The 17,777-nt window shown below is 31.8% G+C and carries 7 protein-coding genes; 5 read left to right on the forward strand and 2 right to left on the reverse strand.

What is annotated here, in order from left to right; all coding sequences use genetic code 11:
* Position 1 precedes the first annotated feature (1 nt).
* The 5 genes from ACUXZJ_RS06940 (at position 2) to ACUXZJ_RS06960 (ending at position 14,286) form a co-directional block, all read left to right on the forward strand.
* Positions 2-2,848: a S8 family serine peptidase gene (locus ACUXZJ_RS06940; RefSeq protein WP_446196124.1), complete on the forward strand. Its 2,847-nt coding sequence runs from the start codon at positions 2-4 to the stop codon at positions 2,846-2,848.
* Positions 2,821-9,435 carry a hypothetical protein gene (locus ACUXZJ_RS06945; RefSeq protein ID WP_446196126.1) on the forward strand — a complete coding sequence of 2,205 codons (6,615 nt, stop codon included), beginning with the start codon at positions 2,821-2,823 and terminating at the stop codon, positions 9,433-9,435. Before ACUXZJ_RS06940 ends, ACUXZJ_RS06945 begins: the two co-directional genes overlap by 28 nt.
* A 148-nt stretch (positions 9,436-9,583) precedes the next feature.
* Entirely contained in the window at positions 9,584-11,734 is a 2,151-nt protein-coding gene (locus ACUXZJ_RS06950) for a S46 family peptidase (RefSeq protein ID WP_063743727.1), read from the forward strand.
* Between the two features lie 175 nt (positions 11,735-11,909).
* Positions 11,910-12,596, forward strand: a complete 687-nt coding sequence (locus tag ACUXZJ_RS06955; protein ID WP_060383193.1) for a tetratricopeptide repeat protein — start codon at positions 11,910-11,912, stop codon at positions 12,594-12,596.
* Positions 12,597-12,930: 334 nt separating this feature from the next.
* Positions 12,931-14,286, forward strand: a complete 1,356-nt coding sequence (locus ACUXZJ_RS06960; protein WP_060383192.1) for a UDP-N-acetylmuramate--L-alanine ligase — start codon at positions 12,931-12,933, stop codon at positions 14,284-14,286.
* A gap of 191 nt (positions 14,287-14,477) precedes the next feature.
* Here the strand turns inward: ACUXZJ_RS06960 and ACUXZJ_RS06965 are convergent, their stop codons facing one another.
* On the reverse strand, positions 14,478-15,878 hold the full coding sequence (locus ACUXZJ_RS06965; RefSeq protein WP_060383191.1) for an MATE family efflux transporter: 1,401 nt from the start codon (positions 15,876-15,878) through the stop codon (positions 14,478-14,480).
* Positions 15,872-17,683 (reverse strand): IucA/IucC family protein, encoded by a 1,812-nt coding sequence (locus ACUXZJ_RS06970; protein WP_060383190.1) that lies wholly within the window; start codon positions 17,681-17,683, stop codon positions 15,872-15,874. The genes ACUXZJ_RS06965 and ACUXZJ_RS06970 overlap by 7 nt, the downstream gene beginning before the upstream one ends.
* Positions 17,684-17,777: the final 94 nt, after the last annotated feature.

The raw sequence follows: 17,777 nt of genomic DNA on the forward strand, positions 1-17,777 counted from the left end.
TATGAGACATAAAATTCTATTTTTCTTACTGTTTAATGTGTCTCTTTTTTCTCAAATACAGACTAATACATTAGAAACAGGTTTTTTCGGACCTTTTATACCACAGCAAAATATCTTGTGGAATTCAATTCAAACTAAAAAAGAAGCCTTTGATAAAAAAATACAAAAAGAGTACGATTTAATAAAAGATTGTCCAAATAAAACTAATTTGGATACACTTAATGGAAAATTGATCTATGAAGAACTTATTAATAATACAATAAAAGCTAATAAGGCTTCACGATTTGACGCACTAGGACACGATTATATAAACGAACAAATAGCTAAATACATTAATGGTGTTAAATCATTTGGTTCGATCATTATTTCTGAAATAGGTGGTTTTGCTAATATGACCCGAGATTATTTTAAAAATTTTAAAGATAATTTTCGGGAAATAGGAGGTGTGCATGCAATAGATGAACACGCTGAAGATGTTACAGCTGTAATGATCGGGGGAGACCCCACAAAATTTCAGCGTGGTGTTTTTGTAGGTAAAAACCTAAATAATAATGTAATAGGTCAGTATTCAGTTAGTGGAGGAATCGGTTCATTAAGAGACTATAAAGAGGAATTGAAAAAAGATCCGTCTAAATTTTTTGCCATTAATTGTTCATGGGGAGCTCCTTTTCAATGGACAGTAACCGAAGGAATACCTTATTGGCGAGGAGGTTTTAATGGAGATGATTATCTAGATAGACTAAAAGATATTTCTTATAAAGAAAAAGAGTATAATCAATTTTCTTATTTAAATAATAACCAAGCGGTTCTGTTATTTGCAGCTGGAAATCACGGTCATAGAGGATCGGAAGAAATTGACTCAAAAATACAGTTGGGCTCCGATATTTATGTAGATGACCAAAATGGAAAGAAAATTAAAATCCCCTACGGAAGCAATGGCGTTTTATACCCAAAACCTTCCCAAATAAATGGTTCTATTAATTCTTATGCTGGGGGGAAAAACCTAATAACTGTAGGTGCTACAAGTATGCTGAATGATGCTGGAAATTATTCTGTAACAGAATATACCTCTATTGGACCTACTACAGATGGACGTATAAAACCTGATATTTGTGCAGAGGGTCAGACTATTGATTTTAATTTTAAAAAAGAAGAAGGGACATCCTTTGCAACCCCATTAGTAAGTTCTATTGTCTCGGCATTTTCTGAAGAATATAAAATAAATAATGGTCAATATCCTACAGCTACAACAATTAAAGCCTCTTTAATAAATAGTGCATTGGATATAGGCGATCCAGGTCCTGATTATATGTCAGGTTGGGGGCAATGTAATGGAGAAGAATTATTTAGATACGCTGCTAAAAACGCCTTAGTTATCCAAGATGTAAAAACACTAAGAGCTAGTTCTGAAATAATATATAAAATTCCGTTGTATTATCCAGGAGGAGATGTGCCTAAAATAACAGCAGCATGGATGGATGAAGATTTTGGGTTTGGGTTGAATGCAAATATAGATTTAAGTTTACAATCACAGCAAGGAGATATTTATCAGCCCTATATATTAGATGCTAAAAATCCTAAGAAACCAGCTATTAATGGTATAGATAAGATTAATACAGTAGAACAAATTTCTCCAGAATACTTATCAAAAGGATATTACACCCTTATTGTTAAAGGAGAATCTCTAAAAGGGAATCAATTAGCCTGCCCCTTGAGTATTGTTATGTCTGGTTTTCTGCCTTATGTTACTATTGATATGGATGTAGCTAATGCACAAGGTAATGTAGGAGACCTATTTAAAATAGGTTTTGTACAAGAAGCAAACCCGCTAGACAATAAAGTACAAACGGTAGAATTTGTAAAAGCTATTCTGACAAATAAAAAATCAGGTAATAATTATGAATTAAGTAAAGATTCTGGTTTATGCCTTTTAGGGGATGTTTGTTTTTTTAAAGGGTTAAATGAAATAGGACAATATGATGTAGAGGTTTTTGTGAAAATTATCAATACAGATGGTTTGGTTGTTGAATCTTCTCAAAAATTTAGAAGAGTATATGAAGTGATTGGTAATTTTACCATGCCTACTGTAGATTTTGACGTTCCTGACTTAGAGTTAGTACCAGGGCAATTTGAACCCGCTTATATAAACATTCAAGCGGAAGATACAGACTCAAATAATTACCCACAAAAGTTTGATTTAGTTTTAAACTATAATGGAAAAGAAATTACATTAGGAGGGCAAGAACTAAAATGCAAAGGAGATTTTATAAGTAAAAAAATAGAAATAAATTTTCCAGGAACTTTTTATTTTACAATAAAAGATAAATTAAACAATAGAAAGCTAGATTCAAATAAGGAAACGTTATCTTATGCTTTTACAGTTGCAGATAAAAAAATAACACTAGATTTTACAAAGCCTGACTGTGAGGATAATTTTAAAGTTCTAGTTAAAAATCCTTCGCCTGATGTTGTTGATTATGAATGGACTAAATTTACTAGCTCAGGAGGGACAGTCGCCGAAAAAACAATTACTACAGAATTACCTCTTAAAAACAGTGAATATATAGCTGTAAAAGTTAAAGAAAATTCAAAAAATAATTATTTCGTTATATCAGATCAGACTTTTAAAAAGTTTTTACGTTATAATGATACTAATGGAACAAACTTTAAGCCAACGGTAGAAGAATACAAACAAGATCCAACCGTTTTGTTACCAGGAGATTTTGTTTTTTATTATGATACAACCAGCAGAAAAATTATTTCTAAGTCTAATAAAAACTATGGCTTAAAATTTGTTGGGGGGCTGTTGTTTGTTCTACAATGGATCAAGCCGATCTTTTTGATCTGAGTAGAGACAGTAATAAAAATGTATTATATACAGTAAAAAACGTTACCACAAATAGCTATTTAAATATTACTAAAGAAGGAACAATAGAAATTTCATCTACTGAAAAAAAACTAATGTTATCCATGGGATTAAAATCTACACCTAGTAATTCAGATAAAGTAGATTTACCAAATTCAGAAATACCTGCGATTAGCTTAACAGAAAGTACTGCTGAATTTTGTCCAGCTAAAGGAACCAGTTCTTTTACGCTAACGGCTCAAGCTACCGATCCTAGTAAACAAAACGTGTTACAAAATTTATTATCATCAAATCCTAATGCAACTGTCCAGTTTATAAAAGATGGAGTTGTTCAACAAAATAGCAAATCTTTAACAACTACAGGAACCAGTTCAGGTATTTATCAAGCAGTTGTAACCACAGGATCTTGTTATAAACGTTCGGAAGCGGACTTTGTAAAATCATGTAATCAGGAAGAAAACGAATCTTATGATAATACGCCTAAACCAGGTCCAGGGGGAGGGGCATTAGTTGCAATAGCAGGAGCCGCAGGAGCCACTATAGCAGGTTCAGGTCAGTTTGTAGTAGGGGTGTTAGGAGGCTTATTTGCTATACCAAGTGGTTTTGTTTCTTACACACCAAGTGGAAATTCTCTAAAAACACGCTTCAGTACTGTGAAAATTGAAGATAACACCAATGTCTTATTTACTAATTCATACACTGAATATAAAGATTATGATTTAGGTACTACTTCACAAGTGAGCTTGACATCAGGTGTAGATTATTATTTTTCAGCTGCTCAAAGTAATAACGATGGGACAACAAGTTTTAACAAACCTAAATTTTTTATAGACTTAAATAATGATGGTATTTTAGAAGCTAGTGAAGATGTTTTGTTCAAATCCGTACTAGTATCAGGACGATACAAATTTACATTACCAACTAATTTTAGAGTTAATGCTTCAACTAAAGCTCTTCTTTATGCTTCATCTAATAGTGCAAAACAAGAAATAATATTAAAAATACAATTAGAAGTTAAGACTAGATTTACAAAGGTAGAAGTAAAGGAAACTGCAGGTACAGTTCTATTTACATATAATTTTCCAAGTCCATATAATGGATATGCAAATTATGACATTAGTTCAGCAGCCCCAGTGGCTATTTATACAGCGGGTCAAAATTATCAGTTTGTTCCTACTCAAAACAATAGCGATGGTAGCACATCTTATGGGAAACCTAATTTCTTTGTTGACTTAAATGGTGATGGAATTTTACAAAATTCAGAAGATCTGTTATTAAGTAGTAATTTGGTAGCAGGACGTTATGATTTTCAAATTCCTTCCTGTTGTGTAGGTACAGGTTCTGTTTTAGCTAAGTACGTAGCTATTGCTGGTAGTGCAAAACAAGAAATCCTATTCAGAGTAGGTTTATTAAAAACACGTTTTAATCAAATTACCATTACTGATTCTTCTGGTTCAAAAATTTATGACAAACGTTTTGTAGGTTTTTATGGATCATATTCAGATTATGACATGATGTCTAAATCTAGTTATACTATATTTAAATCAGGAGAAACCTATACATTCAGTTCAACTCAAACGAATAGTAATGGATCATCTGTTTTTGGGAAACCTAAATTTTATCTAGATTTTAATAAAGATGAAAATTTTACAGAAGATGAAAATGTGTTGAAAGATGCAATACTCAGAAATGGTAATTATGATTTTGTTATAAATTCAAAAAATACTACAGGAAGTTATAACGCTATGTACGTAGCCATAAGTGGAAAAGCACAACAAAAAATTAAATTTAATACCAATTATAAGTTTGTTCCCAACTTTTCTACTACAATATCAGGCAATCCTAAGTTATGTGCTAATGATACTCAAAGATATTTAGTAAATATCACAGGAGATACAACGATTGGATATAAATATATATGGTATCTTAATAATATTCGTCAATCCACAAATAGTTCCGATATTACTTTTACAGGAGCTGTTTTAAATACAGGAGACACATTAAAATCAGTTGTATTTACGGATTTAGATCCTACTACTACAAAAGAAGTTTCTCTTGTAATAGAAAAACAAACCTCTCCTTCGAATATAGTTATTAACGGAGTACGCCCTTTTTGTTCAAATGATGATAATTTAACTTTAAGTTTGAATGTTACAGGAGGTAGTGGAACATTTATATACAAGTGGTATAAGAATGGGATTAAGTTAGTAGAAGGTACTGATATGTCGGCTTTCGCTCTAATTCCTATGGAATGGTCAAATAACGACCGTATAAAAGCATCAGTATCTTATCAATGCACATCAGGTAGCTGGATTGAAACATTTTCAGAAGAACATACAGTTGTTAAAAATACTTCACCAAGTGCTGTTGCAGTAACTGGATTACGAGCATTTTGCAATTCAGATTTGATTTCTTTATCTGCTAATATAACAGGAGGCTCAGGAAGATTCTTTTATTACTGGACAAAAAACGGGACACGCGTATCAGAAGGCTATGATAAATCCACTTATATTTTAGAAGGAAATCAATGGAGTAATGGTGATAAACTAAAATTAGTGGTTAGCTATCAATGTATTTCAGGAAGTTGGGTAGAAACACCTTCACAAGAATATACTGTAGAGAAATACACGTCCCCAACTTCATTAGCTGTAAACGGTTTAGCTCCTTTTTTAGCAAGTGATAGCTTAAACTTAAGTTTAACACAAACTGGCGGTACAGGAAGTTACTATTACTATTGGACAAAAAATGGGACACGAGTATATGAAGGATATGGTCTATCAACCTACACTTTACAAGGGTCTCAGTGGTCAAATGGCGACAAATTACGAGTAGGAATAGCTTATCAATGCGTAGCAGGTAATTGGATAGACATCCTATCGCCAGAATATACAATAGATGAACGAACAGCACCTACTTCCGTTTCGTTTTCAGGATTAGGAACTTTAAGCGGTTGTGAAACTTCCTACCGTGTATCCGCAAATACAGTAGGAGGAGTAGGATGTGATAGACTATATTATATATGGTATAAAAATGGACAACGTGTTACAGAAGGATTCGATAAAGCAAATTATACAGTAGATAATGCAAATTGGTCTAACGGAGATAAATTGAAATTACAAGTCGATTATTTAACTCGTATAGGAGGATCATGGTCTAATTTGTACTCACAAGAATCAACAATAGTAAAAAACAGTTCGCCAAGTTCACTTGCAATTTCAGGATTAAAACCTTTCTGTGATTCAGATGGTATCTCTTTATCTGCTAACATAACAGGAGGCTCAGGAAGATTTTTTTACTATTGGACAAAAAATGGAACACGCGTATCAGAAGGCTATGATAAATCAACCTATACCTTACAAGGAAATCAATGGAGCAATGGCGATAAATTAAAAATGGTTGTGAGTTATCAATGCGCATCAGGTAGTTGGATAGAAACAGCTTCACAAGAGTATAGCGTCAATAAAAATATTCGCCCATTGAATGTTTATGTAAATGGATTAAGAACTTTAGGAACTTGTGAATCAGGACTTGATTTGAATATTGTTACAGAAGGAGGAAATGGATCATTTTATTACGTATGGTTAAAAAATGATATGCGTATTGCGGAAGGATATGACAAGAGAAATTATAGATTGAATAGAAATGATTGGACGAATGGTGATAAACTAAAAGTATTAGTTCAAGTTCAATGTGCAACAGGTTTTTTTGATGGTACAATTACTTACGATTTGCCAATAACCATATCTAATATACCTAATATACCTATTGTAAACAAAGAAATTATACAACTTTGTTCTAATGAAGAAACCTCAGTTACCGTTTCTGGTTTTGATTCAGGAGATCAAATAAGATGGTATAAAAACAACGTACTTACACAAGAAACAAGCAAAGATTTTTACTTGCAATCTAACAGTTGGAATAATGGTGATGTGATAAGTGCCGAATTTGTTCGTAATAATTGTGTTAGTCCAAGAAAAAATATAACGGTTTACAAAAATACTTCACCAAGTGCTATTGCAGTAACTGGATTACGAGCATTTTGCAATTCAGATTTGATTTCTTTATCTGCTAATATAACAGGAGGCTCAGGAAGATTCTTTTATTACTGGACAAAAAACGGGACACGCGTATCAGAAGGCTATGATAAATCCACTTATATTTTAGAAGGAAATCAATGGAGTAATGGTGATAAACTAAAATTAGTGGTTAGCTATCAATGTATTTCAGGAAGTTGGGTAGAAACACCTTCACAAGAATATACTGTAGAGAAATACACGTCCCCAACTTCATTAGCTGTAAACGGTTTAGCTCCTTTTTTAGCAAGTGATAGCTTAAACTTAAGTTTAACACAAACTGGCGGTACAGGAAGTTACTATTACTATTGGACAAAAAATGGGACACGAGTATATGAAGGATATGGTCTATCAACCTACACTTTACAAGGGTCTCAGTGGTCAAATGGCGACAAATTACGAGTAGGAATAGCTTATCAATGCGTAGCAGGTAATTGGATAGACATCCTATCGCCAGAATATACAATAGATGAACGAACAGCACCTACTTCCGTTTCGTTTTCAGGATTAGGAACTTTAAGCGGTTGTGAAACTTCCTACCGTGTATCCGCAAATACAGTAGGAGGAGTAGGATGTGATAGACTATATTATATATGGTATAAAAATGGACAACGTGTTACAGAAGGATTCGATAAAGCAAATTATACAGTAGATAATGCAAATTGGTCTAACGGAGATAAATTGAAATTACAAGTCGATTATTTAACTCGTATAGGAGGATCATGGTCTAATTTGTACTCACAAGAATCAACAATAGTAAAAAACAGTTCGCCAAGTTCACTTGCAATTTCAGGATTAAAACCTTTCTGTGATTCAGATGGTATCTCTTTATCTGCTAACATAACAGGAGGCTCAGGAAGATTTTTTTACTATTGGACAAAAAATGGAACACGCGTATCAGAAGGCTATGATAAATCAACCTATACCTTACAAGGAAATCAATGGAGCAATGGCGATAAATTAAAAATGGTTGTGAGTTATCAATGCGCATCAGGTAGTTGGATAGAAACACCTTCGCAAGAATACACAATTGTTAAAAATACTTCACCAAATGCTGTTGCCGTAACTGGATTACGAGCATTTTGTGATTCGGATGGTATTTCTTTATCTGCTAATGTAACAGGAGGCTCAGGAAGATTCTTTTATTACTGGACAAAAAACGGGACACGCGTGTCAGAAGGCTATGATAAATCTAATTATACATTGCAAGGAAATCAATGGAATAATGGAGATAGATTGAAATTGATTGTGAGTTATCAATGTGTTTCAGGTAGTTGGATAGAAACAGCTTCACAAGAGTATAACCTAGATAAATATACCTCTCCAAGTACTGTTGCAATAGCAGGATTACGCTCATTTTGTAATTCAGAAGAATTGTCTTTAACAGCTAATCTTACAGGAGGAACAGCTAATTTTTATTATTACTGGACTAAAAATGATGTGAGAGTACATGAAGGATACGGAAGATCTACTTACACATTAAAGGGATCAGAGTGGTCAAATGGAGACAAAATAAGATTAGTAGCTAGTTACCAATGTATATCAGGAACTTGGATTGAAACCTCTTCGCAAAGTTATATAGTAGAAAAAAATACTTCACCAAGTTCCGTTGCAATATCAGGATTACGGATATTGTATGGTTCAGGAGATGCCTCATCATTAAGCGCTAGTCTTACAGGAGGGTCAGGAAATTATTATTACTACTGGACTAAAAACGGAGTACGAGTTTATGAAGGATATGGTAGATCTAGTTATACACTAAAAGGATCTGAATGGGCAAATGGTGATAAAATAAAATTAGTCGCCAGTTACCAATGTTTATCAGGGGTTTGGATAGAAACCCATTCTCAAGAATACACGGTTCAAAAAAGAGAAATACCTAATTTAGTGTATGATTATAATTATAATTGGCCAGGTTTTCATGTGTTTATATGGAAATATAATAATGGAGAAGTAGTGAAAGGAAAAGATGTGGCAGAAGTAACGTGGAGTTGGGATCAGATGGGATTCCCAGATCAAAATTTTTCTAGAACGTATTATCCAGGTGAAACGGATGGAATAACGGAAAGTAGAAGTACTTTTTTGATGAATTGTCTTTTTGGTAAAAGAGGGAATGTGACTTCTAAATTAAAAATGAGAGACGGTAGAGTATATGTTATACAAATTTACATACCATGTTATGGAGGTGACAATCCTGTTGTAGTTGCTTCTTCTAGATTAGATCAAACTCAAGTAGTTTCTACTAATAATAATAAATGTAAAGTGTATCCAAACTATATTTCACAAAATGAAGAAGTAATTAATTTAGATTGTGAAAGTTACGAAGATATTAAAGAAGTTGTTTTAGTTAATACCATAGGACAACGTTTTGAATTGAAATTTGATAAAACAGCTAAGAAAATTTATTTACCAATCAATATGAAAAATGGTATGTATTATATAAACTTAGAGAGATATCAGGCAGAAAATTCAGTTTACAAAATATTAGTTAAATAAATTGTATAAACTTTTCTTATAAAAATCAGGCTTGAAAATTTTCAAGCCTGATTAATTTTAAATGTTAAAGATATTAATTTCAAGATGGTATTGAATTATTCTTAAAATATCCTTTATATTCGCAACAAAAAAGATTATAATTAATATTATGAAAAAATTAGTTCTATCTCTAATTACGGCTATTATACTTATACCCACAAGTGTAAAAGCAGATGAGGGGATGTGGTTTTTAATGTTTATAGAACGTTTAAACCACCGCGATATGCAAAAAATGGGACTTCAGCTGACTTCTGAAGAAATTTATAGTATCAATAATAATAGTTTAAAAAATGCTATTGTTCAGTTTAATGGAGGCTGTACAGCTGAAATGATATCTAAAGAAGGTTTAGTTTTAACTAACCACCACTGTGGTTATGATGCTATAGCTGAATTGTCTAGTGCTGAAAAAAATCATTTAAAAAACGGATTTTGGGCTAGTTCTAAAAAAGAAGAATTAAAACCATCTAGTTTGTTTGTTCGTTTTTTTGTTCGTATGGACGATTGTACAAAAAGAATTTTAGCCGTTGTGAATGATTCAATGACCGAAGCTGAACGTGAAAAAGCAATCAACGCTGAAATTGCAAAAATTGAAAAAGAAAATAACGATGGCGGTAAATATGTAGTTTCTGTACGTCCTTTTTTTCAAGGAAATGAGTACTACTACTTTGTTTACCAAGATTATAAAGATGTACGTTTAGTAGGAACACCGCCAGAAAGTTTAGGTAAATTTGGTGGTGATACGGACAACTGGGAGTGGCCACGTCATACAGCGGATTTTTCTATGTTCCGTGTATACGCTGATGCTAATGGTAATCCTGCAGAATACTCTGAAAACAATGTGCCTTTAAAACCGAAACACCATTTACCAGTTAATTTAGGTGGTGTTAAAGAAGGTGATTTTGCAATGATTATGGGATATCCAGGTCGTACAAATCGTTGGATGCCAGCAGGAGGAATTGAGCAAAACGTAAAATATGCTTATCCAGCTTGGGTTGAAGGAGCTAAAACAGGTATGGATAATATGAAAAAATATATGAATCAAAGTGATGCTTTGAATCTAATATATGCTTCTAAATTTGCTTCTACAGCCAACTATTGGAAAAATCGTCAAGGAATGATCGATGCTTTGACTAAGTTTGGTACAGCTAAAACAAAAGCAGCTCAAGAAGCTAAATTCAATATTTGGGCAAATAAAGCAGAAAACAAAGCACAGTATGGAAATGTGGTTGAAACTATCAACAATTTCTATAAAATGACAAATGAAAAAGCACGTCATGATAACTATATGATGCAAATGTTCCGTACCTCTAACTTTGCTTCTATTGGTAGAACTATTGGTAAGCAATTAGAAATGTATGCTAAAGCAGATGCTGCCAAACGTGCACAATTAGCTCCAGTTATTTTAAAAATGACAGATGAGTTGTATAAAGAAGTACATATTCCTGCTGAAAAAGATATTTTAGCTGCGCAATTAAAATTATATGCTACTAAATCTACAGGTTATTCTATTGCTCCTAAAGTGGCTGAATTAGCTAAAACAAATAATAATGACTTTACAGCCTATGTAAATAAAGCTTTCGATTTGAGTTTATTTACATCTAAAGAAAAAATTACAGAATTCCTTGCTAACCCAAATGAGACAGCTCTTCTTACTGATCCTTTGTATGTATTATCTAATGATATGTTAACGCATTTTTCATCTAAATCAGATGCGATTGCAAAAGCACAAAACGATTTTGGTGTGGCATTTCGTAAATTAGTACAAGGATTACGTGATTCTAAAATTGGAGATATAAAATATCCAGATGCTAACTCTACTTTACGTTTAACCTATGGTAAGGTGCGTGCATTGCCAGCAGATAAGCGTAATGAAGCAACTATCAATAACTACACTACTTTAGCAGGTCAAGTTAAAAAATACAAAAAAGAAGATGCAGAGTTTGATTTGCCAACTCGTGTGTTAGAAATGAATAAAAACAAAGATTTTGGTCGTTATGCCGATAAAGATGGAACTTTACACGTGAATTTCTTATCTGATAATGATATAACAGGTGGTAACTCAGGTTCTCCTGTCTTAAATGGTAAAGGAGAATTAATAGGTCTAGCTTTTGATGGAAACATTGAAGCAATGGCAGGAGATGTAATCTTTGATAAAAAATTACAAAGAACAATTAACTGTGATATTCGTTATGTATTATGGGTAATAGAGAATTTCTCAGGTGCCAAACATATTGTAGATGAAATGACATTAGTAAAATAATACGTTTATATAATGACATGTAGTGTAAAAGCTGGACTCAATTGAGTTCAGCTTTTTTATTTACAATATTATTATATTTTTGATGTATGAAACTACTATTAGAAGTTAGACACTAATACGATCAACTAATAAAAGTAATTTCAAGAGAAATTAATGACCTATAAAATTTAAATAAATGAAAATATTTCAAATACTAATACTGTTTTTTTGTTATTTATTGAATGCTCAACAACCGTTAGAACAAGCATTAGAATTATATAAACAAAAGAAATACCTTCAGGCTAAACCCATTTTAGAAACAATACTCAAAACAAATCCTAAAAATATAGAAATAGTCTCAAAATTAGGAGAAATAGCCTTTTACCAAAAAGATTGGAATTATATGGTACATTATGGACAAGAATTAGTACGATTAGAACCTCAAAAAGCCGATAGTTGGTTTAAATACGGAAGTGCTTTAGCCATGAAAGCGAAAAATTCTAATAAATTGAAAGCATTAACAATGATAGGAAGTATAGAAGAAACGTTTCTAAAAACCTTAGCTTTAGATCCCAAACACATAGGAGCTCGCTGGGCATTGATTATGCTATATTGTGAGTTGCCCAAATTTCTTGGAGGAGGACAAGAAAAAGCAGATCAATATGCTAAAGAATTGATAACCTTTTCACCTATAGATGGTTATTTAGCACAAGGGTATATAGCAGTTCAATTTGATGCTTATAAAACTGCAGAGTTTTGGTTTAAAAAAGCCTATCAAATAGGTCACTCTAAAATAACCTTTGAAAAGCTATATGATTTATATACAAATAAAATAAAAGACAAAGAAAAAGCAGAACAATTAAAAAATGATTTCAAAAAGTAATTATTCTTTTGTCTCCATATTTTTATAAATGAATTAACACGTTTTTAAATAACTATAAAAAAAACAAGGTTTAAAAGGACTAATATAAAGAAATTGATAATGAATAATTTAGAGCTTATTTTAAGTTGTTATATTTATTTTATATAAGAGAAAATATTTAGATGACCTTTTTATAAAAAAGAAAAGACTAGATTTTTCAAAGATAATTTAACCAAGGCTATTTCCCATAAAAAACGGATAGCTTATATTTGAACAAAATAAAATCAGGTTACGATTTATTGGGTAAGCTATTAAATACCTATACTTCTAAACCTTTAAATTTCTAGACTTGCAAATGAGAACACACTTTATAGCCATAGGCGGTGCAGCTATGCACAATTTAGCATTAGCATTGCATAATAAAGGATACCAAGTAACAGGTAGCGATGATGCTATTTTTGAACCCTCTAAATCACGATTAGAAGCTAAAGGATTATTACCATTTGATCTAGGTTGGTTTCCTGAAAAAATTACAACAGATATACAAGCTATCATTTTAGGGATGCACGCCAAAGCGGATAATCCAGAATTATTAAGAGCACAAGAATTAGGATTAAAAATTTATTCCTACCCAGAGTTTTTATACGAACAATCCAAAAACAAAACCCGAGTAGTTATAGGAGGAAGTCATGGAAAAACTACCATTACCTCTATGATTTTACATATAATGAATTATCATAATATAAAGGTAGATTATATGGTAGGAGCTTTGTTAGAAGGTTTTGATACGATGGTACATTTAACAGAAGAAAATGAATTCATTGTTTTAGAAGGTGATGAATATTTAACCTCTCCTATTGATTTACGCCCAAAATTTCATTTATATAATCCTAATATAGCATTGATTTCAGGAATAGCTTGGGATCATATTAATGTGTTTCCAACGTATGAAAATTATGTAGAGCAATTTGATGTTTTTATTCAAAAAATTACAAATGGAGGAATCCTAATTTATAACGAAAATGATTCAGAGGTAAAACAAATAGCAGAAAAAGCAGAAAATCCTATTCGTAAGATTGCTTATTCTACTCCTGAATATACTGTAGAAAAAGGAATCACCCTATTACATACGCCCGAAGGAGAAATGCCTATAGAAATTTTTGGCGAACATAATTTAAATAATTTAGCAGGAGCTAAATGGGTATGTCAATGTATGGGAGTAGATGAAGCAGAATTTTATGAAGCAATAGCCTCCTTTAAAGGAGCTTCTAAACGCTTAGAAAAAATAGCAGAATCAGATAATAAAATAGCTTATAAAGATTTTGCTCATTCACCAAGTAAAGTATCTGCTACTACAAAAGCTGTAAAAAAGCAATACCCTGATCGTAAATTGATAGCTTGTTTAGAATTACATACATACAGTAGTCTAAATGTTGAATTTTTAAAACAATACGAAGGTGCTTTAGATGCAGCTGATATAGCGGTTGTGTTTTATTCACCCGATGCTGTGAAAATTAAAAAATTAGAGGAAGTTACTTATAACCAAATAGCACAATCCTTTAAACGTGACGATTTGATTATTTATACCAATCCAACGGATTTTAAAAATTATTTGTTTAACCAAGAATTAAATAATTCCGCTTTGCTTTTGATGAGTTCAGGAAACTATGGCGGATTAAACTTTGATGAGGTTAAAGGATTGATTCAGTAATAAATCACAAAATCAATCTTTTTAAGACATTATTTCAAAAATCAAAAAATAACATTTAGTTTATTCATTCCGACAAAAGGAGGAATTTCATAATTTGTATTGTGTGATTTCTCCTTCTGATCGAAATGAGAGGTTAGTTAACTTTTCAGATGGCCTCTTTAATAAATAATAACGCAAGTTTCTTTTACAAATCAATCCTGTGTTGTTATGCTATTGGCTAAATTTTTCCATAAGGCACCATAAAGCAAACAAAGTATTGTTTCGGTAATAGGAATCAATCCAATAGCATAAAAATAATTACTTTTTTGTATATCAATTAGATAATAAGCAAGTGGTATCTGGAAAATCCAAAAACCAAGAAAATTAACTAATGTAGGAATTTTAGTATTACCAGCTCCATTAAATAGATTATTTAAAATCATTGAAATTCCATAGGAGATATAACCTAAACTGATAATTTTCATAGACTCCTTTGCTTGTGCTATAGTTTGTATGTCATTAGTGAAAAATAAGCTAATACCCTCTGCAAAAAAAATATTTATTAGTGTAATCCCTAAGCAAAGTATAATAGTGTATTTAAGTACAATTTTAGTTAATACTTTTACTCTTATACTATGTTGTGCGCCTAAATATTGACCTGTAAGAGTGGCAACAGCATTACTTAAACCCCAAATAGGGAGTATAAAAAACATCATAACTCTAACAGCTATCTGAAATCCTGCTGATCCATATTCGCCACCACTTTTAGCAATTAATTGAGCTAAATAAATCCAACTTAAAGAGGCTAATACATATTGTAATATACCAGGTATAGCAATAGAAGTAATAGATTTTATGATAGGATAATGAAACTGTATACCGTTCTTTTGAAAACCTATAGATTTTCGGATTTTGAAAATAGAATATAATTGATAAAAAACGCCTATTGCTCTACCACTGACTGTTGCCCAAGCTGCTCCCTCAATCCCCATAGCAGGAAAAATTCCCCAGCCATTTATGAGTAAAGGACATAATATGAGATTAAAACCATTTGCTATCCAAAGACTTTTCATAGCGAGTAAAGGATTACCTATACCTCGAAATATTCCATTAATTAAAAACAATAATAGAATAAAAATACTATTGCTGAAGATAATTTTAGGATAACTTATACCATAAACAATAGCCTTTTGAGAAACATTTAAAGAAGCAAAAATATCAGTAGCATAAAAATAACCTAGTATACTAATTATTAAAGAAAGTAAGCAAGAGATGATTAATGCTTGAATGATAATTTTTCCTGTTCTTTCTATTTTTTTTTCACCAATAGAAATAGAAATTAGAGCAGTAACAGCTACGCTAAAACCTACCGCTATTGAATATATTATGGTGTTGATAGATTCTGTAAAACCTATAATTTGAATGGCTAAATGACTATCTGGCAAATGCCCTACGAAGTACAAATCTACCAAAGAAAAGACTGATTCAAGGATTAACTCTAAAATCATAGGGATAGCTAATAACCAGATTCCTTCTTTAAGTCCAATAGAATTAAAATCAACAACATCATGATGTTGAAGAAATTTTAATTTTGCTTTAATAGTTTTTACCATACGGGTTTATATTGATGAATAGGATTTTCTAATGTTCCTACAAATTGTAAACTAGAAGCAGGATCAGCAAGATTCAGCATTTGTTTGTTGTTTTTAAGCTGTAAACGATTTAGACAACAAGAATCAAACGTTTTACTAAATAAATCGTATTGTATAAATAAATCTTTGAGTTGAGGATTTTGTAATTGATATTGGGCAATAGAGCTTCCTACGCTTTCCCAAAAATCAGACTCACTTAAAATACCATATTGATCTAAAATAGCAGATAGAAAACGGAAGAAATGTTGGAAAATATCATTTTGAATACTTAATATCTTTAATTTTTCGGGTAGATTCATTCGTATTCTTTCAGCCTTTTCTGGCAAAGGAGTTGTGTGGTTAAAGAGCATAATTTCTTCTGTGATGTCTTTTATTAAAACACGTTCAACGATATGGTCTTTTACTACTAGAATAAGATTTTCTCCATGTGGCATAAATACTAATTCATGGGTATAAAAGCAATGAATTAAAGGTATTAAATAAGCTTGTAAATAATGATCTATCCACAGTTTAGCATTAATCCCAGATGCTTCAATGAGATGTTTGATAAAAGGTTGACCTTCATAGTCTAAATGAAGTAATGCAGCCATGGTAAAACAATCTTCATCTTTTTGAAGTTTTGTAGCGGGGCTTTCTCTCCAAAGTGTTGCTAACATTTTGTTATGAGGAATGGTTTTTCCAAGACTTTCCCATAAAATATTACGATATCCTAAAGTGGCTACTTCTCCTAAAACAGTAAATCTTTTTGATTGTAAGAAAGCATCAGCTTGTACAAGGTTTTCTAACCAAGTAGTAATAATAGGGGTACTTTCCATATAATATGGAGAAAGACCCCGCATAAATCCCATATTGATTACAGAGAGAGCTGTTTTTGTAAAATGCTTGTTTGTATTAGAAAGATTATAGAAGGTACGTATAGATTGTTGAGCGGAGTGTTTATCAGGAGCAAACCCTAAAGGGATTAATTTTTTTTGGGCAATATCATGAGTAAAAATCAAGGTCAGTTTATTATCCCATTGCCATGGATGTACAGGGAACCAGAAGTATTCATTAGGATTTATTTTTTCAGTTTCTAGTACTTTTTGAAATATAATTTGGGTGTCGGGATCTAACTCTGTTTTGATTAGTAAGTCATAACTGAGAGAATCAATACAAGAAAATTGAGCATTACTTTTATGACCTGCTACCCATAATAATTGAATAGGGTTATTAGCTTCAGGCGAAAAAAAATTAAAATCAATGCTGCTAAAACCATTTTTACCACTATTTGCTAAAAAACAAGGATGCCCCTCGGTAACAGAATGCTCTATAGTTTGATAATCTGCATTAGGAAGTTGATTAGCACTGATTTTTTCATTTGAAATTTTATAAGCAGTGCTATAAAGAGTTGCATTAATTTCTTCTAAGTAAGTAGGCAGTAAATCAGTTGGAATTTCAAGTACGTCTTTAAATTCAAGAATAAAACTAATCAGACATAAAGGAATATTATTGCCGTTAATATCTTCTTTTACAATGCTTTCATAAGGAATATGCCAATGGTTGAGTGTTTTTAAATGAGCAGAAAATGTATAATTGTATTGATTATCTATCGTGTTTAGTCGATATTTATTTATGTTTTCATCATAAATGGGATGAATAAGTGTTTCATGCGAAAATTCTGAAATAGCTTTTCGGGTAAGAAGTCTATTTGCTTTTTCCCAATGGGTTAATTTTAGGTGTTTTATATTTTCTGCAAGAGTAGGAGCAGTAGATGTTTTTGTATTCATAATGTTATTTTATAAAGAGGCTGCCTTAGATAGTTAAAGATAAAAATTTAGTTTAGGAACTCTTACTTCAAGTAAGAGTCTAATTTTACTTCGT

The organism is Flavobacterium sp. TN-1, from assembly GCF_052828645.1.

What these genes read in the sequence shown, in the direction of transcription:
- ACUXZJ_RS06965 (WP_060383191.1), bottom strand. Translation starts at nt 15,878, where the DNA reads ATGGTAAAAACTATTAAAGCAAAATTAAAATTTCTTCAACATCATGAT.
- ACUXZJ_RS06960 (WP_060383192.1), top strand. Translation starts at nt 12,931, where the DNA reads ATGAGAACACACTTTATAGCCATAGGCGGTGCAGCTATGCACAATTTA.
- ACUXZJ_RS06945 (WP_446196126.1), top strand. Translation starts at nt 2,821, where the DNA reads ATGGATCAAGCCGATCTTTTTGATCTGAGTAGAGACAGTAATAAAAAT.
- ACUXZJ_RS06940 (WP_446196124.1), top strand. Translation starts at nt 2, where the DNA reads ATGAGACATAAAATTCTATTTTTCTTACTGTTTAATGTGTCTCTTTTT.
- ACUXZJ_RS06970 (WP_060383190.1), bottom strand. Translation starts at nt 17,683, where the DNA reads ATGAATACAAAAACATCTACTGCTCCTACTCTTGCAGAAAATATAAAA.
- ACUXZJ_RS06955 (WP_060383193.1), top strand. Translation starts at nt 11,910, where the DNA reads ATGAAAATATTTCAAATACTAATACTGTTTTTTTGTTATTTATTGAAT.
- ACUXZJ_RS06950 (WP_063743727.1), top strand. Translation starts at nt 9,584, where the DNA reads ATGAAAAAATTAGTTCTATCTCTAATTACGGCTATTATACTTATACCC.